2 protein-coding genes and 1 pseudogene are annotated in these 2,518 nt (G+C 72.4%); 2 read left to right on the forward strand and 1 reads right to left on the reverse strand.

Features of this window, described 5'->3' with window-relative positions; translation table 11 throughout:
- Positions 1-171, reverse strand: a pseudogene (locus ACIKT0_RS16815) (NAD(P)H-quinone oxidoreductase); the annotation flags it as partial.
- Between the two features lie 154 nt (positions 172-325).
- Here ACIKT0_RS16815 and ACIKT0_RS16820 point away from each other — a divergent pair.
- Together ACIKT0_RS16820 and ACIKT0_RS16825 are read left to right on the forward strand one after the other, a co-directional pair.
- Positions 326-1,690: a leucyl aminopeptidase family protein gene (locus tag ACIKT0_RS16820; RefSeq protein WP_407106523.1), complete on the forward strand. Its 1,365-nt coding sequence runs from the start codon at positions 326-328 to the stop codon at positions 1,688-1,690.
- A gap of 34 nt (positions 1,691-1,724) precedes the next feature.
- On the forward strand, positions 1,725-2,518 hold a 794-nt coding region (locus ACIKT0_RS16825), incomplete at its 3' end, for a C40 family peptidase (RefSeq protein WP_407106524.1).

Below are 2,518 nucleotides of genomic sequence, written 5' to 3' on the forward strand. Positions count from 1 at the left end.
CATCCCCTTGCGCTGCATGACGTCCGGCCGGTTCACGCCGGCCGCCGCGACCTCGATCAGGACCTCGCCTTCGCCCGGCGTCGGCAGCGGACCGCGGGCCGCGACCAGCACCTCCGGGCCGCCATCGCCTTCGGCGCGCACATAGGTCATCTCGGTCGGCAGGTCGGTCATCGCTGCGGCCTCTCGGGGGCTTCGGGTCCGGAATCCGGCACAGGGTGTGGCGCGGCCGGCGCGACAGGGCAAGGCCGGGAGCGACCGCGATGACGCGGAGCGGCGAAATATGCGATGACGGCCGCCGGTTCGCGTTTCGCCCGAGGACATGTCGATGCCGCCGATCTTCGCCGCCCCGTCCGAGCCCACGATCCCGATCTGGTTCGTCGCCGCGGGCGAAGAGCTTCCGGAAGCGGCGCGCGGCTGGGCCGCGGCGACAGGCTTCGAAGCCGGTCCCGGCGGCTTCCTGCTCGTGCCGGACGACGCCGGCGCCCTGAAGGGCGTCGTTTTCGGGATCGAGGGCGCTAAGGCGCGCAGCCGCAATCCGTTCCTGGCCGGCAAGCTCGCGGGCGCGCTGCCGGCGGGCGCATACCGGCTGGAGGGCGCGGTCGCAGATCCGCGGCTCGCGACGCTCGCCATCGCGCTCGGGTCCTATCGCTTCGCGCGCTACCGCAAGGCGCAGGCCAAGGACGTCCGGATCGCCCTCCCGGACGCCGTGGACTCCGCCGAGGTCGAACGCACGGTGGCGGCGACCTTCCTCGGCCGCGACCTCGTCAACACGCCGGCCAACGATCTCGGGCCGGAGGAGCTCGAAGGCGCGATCCGCGAACTCGCCGCCCGCCACGGCGCCGAAGTCTCCTCGGTCGTCGGAGATGCGCTGCTGGACGAGAATTTCCCGCTGGTCCACGTGGTCGGCCGCGCGTCGCCGCGCGCGCCGCGGATCGTCGATATGCGGTGGGGGCAAGCGGACCATCCGCGAGTGACGCTGGTGGGCAAGGGCGTCTGCTTCGACACCGGCGGGCTCGACATCAAGCCGAGCTCCGGCATGCTGCTGATGAAGAAGGACATGGGCGGCGCCGCGGCGATGATCGCGCTCGCCGACATGGTGATGGGCGCGAAGCTCCCGGTGCGGCTGCGGCTGATCGTCGGCGCCGTCGAGAACTCGATCTCCGGCGACGCCTTCCGGCCCGGCGACGTCTATCCGAGCCGCAAGGGCCTCAGCGTCGAGATCGGCAACACCGACGCCGAGGGGCGGCTGGTGCTGGCCGACGCGCTGGCGCTCGCCGATGAGGAAGCGCCCGAGATCATCGTCGACGCGGCGACGCTGACGGGCGCGGCGCGCGTCGCCCTCGGTCCCGACCTGCCGCCGCTCTACACCGACGACGAAGTCTTCGCGGCGGATCTGCTGCGGCATGCGGCGGCCGAGCACGACCCGTTGTGGCGGCTGCCGCTATGGAACCCCTATGACGATCTGCTCACGTCGAAGATCGCCGACGTGAACCACATCTCGGGCGGCGCCTTCGCGGGCTCAGTCACCGCCGCGCTGTTCCTGCGCCGCTTCGTCGAGAATGCGAAGGTCTGGGCGCATCTGGACATCTTCGCCTGGAACCCGTCAGCCAGGCCGGGGCGGCCGGAAGGCGGGGAGGTTCAGGGCGCGCGCGCGCTCGCGGCGCTCCTTCAGGAAAGGTTTGGGCGGTGACGGGATCGTTCTCGCGCGTGAGCGTCCAGCGCTGATGGGACCGCTCGACCCACGCCTCACCCCGGCGCGGCCGGACGTCGCCGCCGCTCATCTGAAGGGCCAGGTCGAGGCGTTGCGCTTCGTCCCGGGCGAGCGGCGCCGCGTCGCCGTCGGTCATGTCGGCATCCGACGGGCGCCGGGCCCCGACGCCCCGCTGGAGACCGAGGCTTTGTTCGGCGAGGAGGTCACCGTCTATGACGAGCTGGAGGGCTGGTCGTGGCTCCAGCTCGCCACCGACGGCTATGTCGGCTACGCGCCGTCGGCCGCGCTGAGCGGGGAGCTCGGGCCTGGCGCGACGCACCGCGTGTCGGCGCTCAGGACGCTGCTGTTCCCGATCCCGTCCATCAAGGCGCCGCCCGTGGACGCGCTGTCCATGAACGCTCTGGCTTCGGTGGTGGAGACGGACGGCCGCTTCGCCATCCTCGACACCGGCGCCTATGCGATTGCCGCCCATCTCGCGCCGCTCGATGCGCTGGAGGCGGACCCCGTCGCCGTCGCGGAGCGCTTCATCGGCGCCCCCTATCTGTGGGGCGGCCGCACCAGCCTCGGCCTCGACTGCTCGGCGCTCGTCCAGCTCTCGCTGGCGGCCTGCGGCCTCAAGGCGCCGCGGGATACGGACATGCAGGAGGCGGCGCTCGGAAAGGCGGTCCCGGTCGAGGAGGCGCGGCGCGGCGATCTGATGTTCTGGAAGGGCCACGTCGCGCTGGTGCGCGATCCGGCTTCGATCGTCCACGCGAACGCCCACGCCATGGCGGTCGCGCCGGAGCCGCTGGACGCCGCCGTCGCCCG

This window comes from Hansschlegelia beijingensis (genome assembly GCF_045505405.1).
GTDB lineage: Bacteria > Pseudomonadota > Alphaproteobacteria > Rhizobiales > Methylopilaceae > Methylopila > Methylopila beijingensis_A.

Excerpts from the sequence above, each read along its gene's own strand:
- ACIKT0_RS16820 (WP_407106523.1), top strand. The coding sequence starts at position 326 with ATGCCGCCGATCTTCGCCGCCCCGTCCGAGCCCACGATCCCGATCTGG.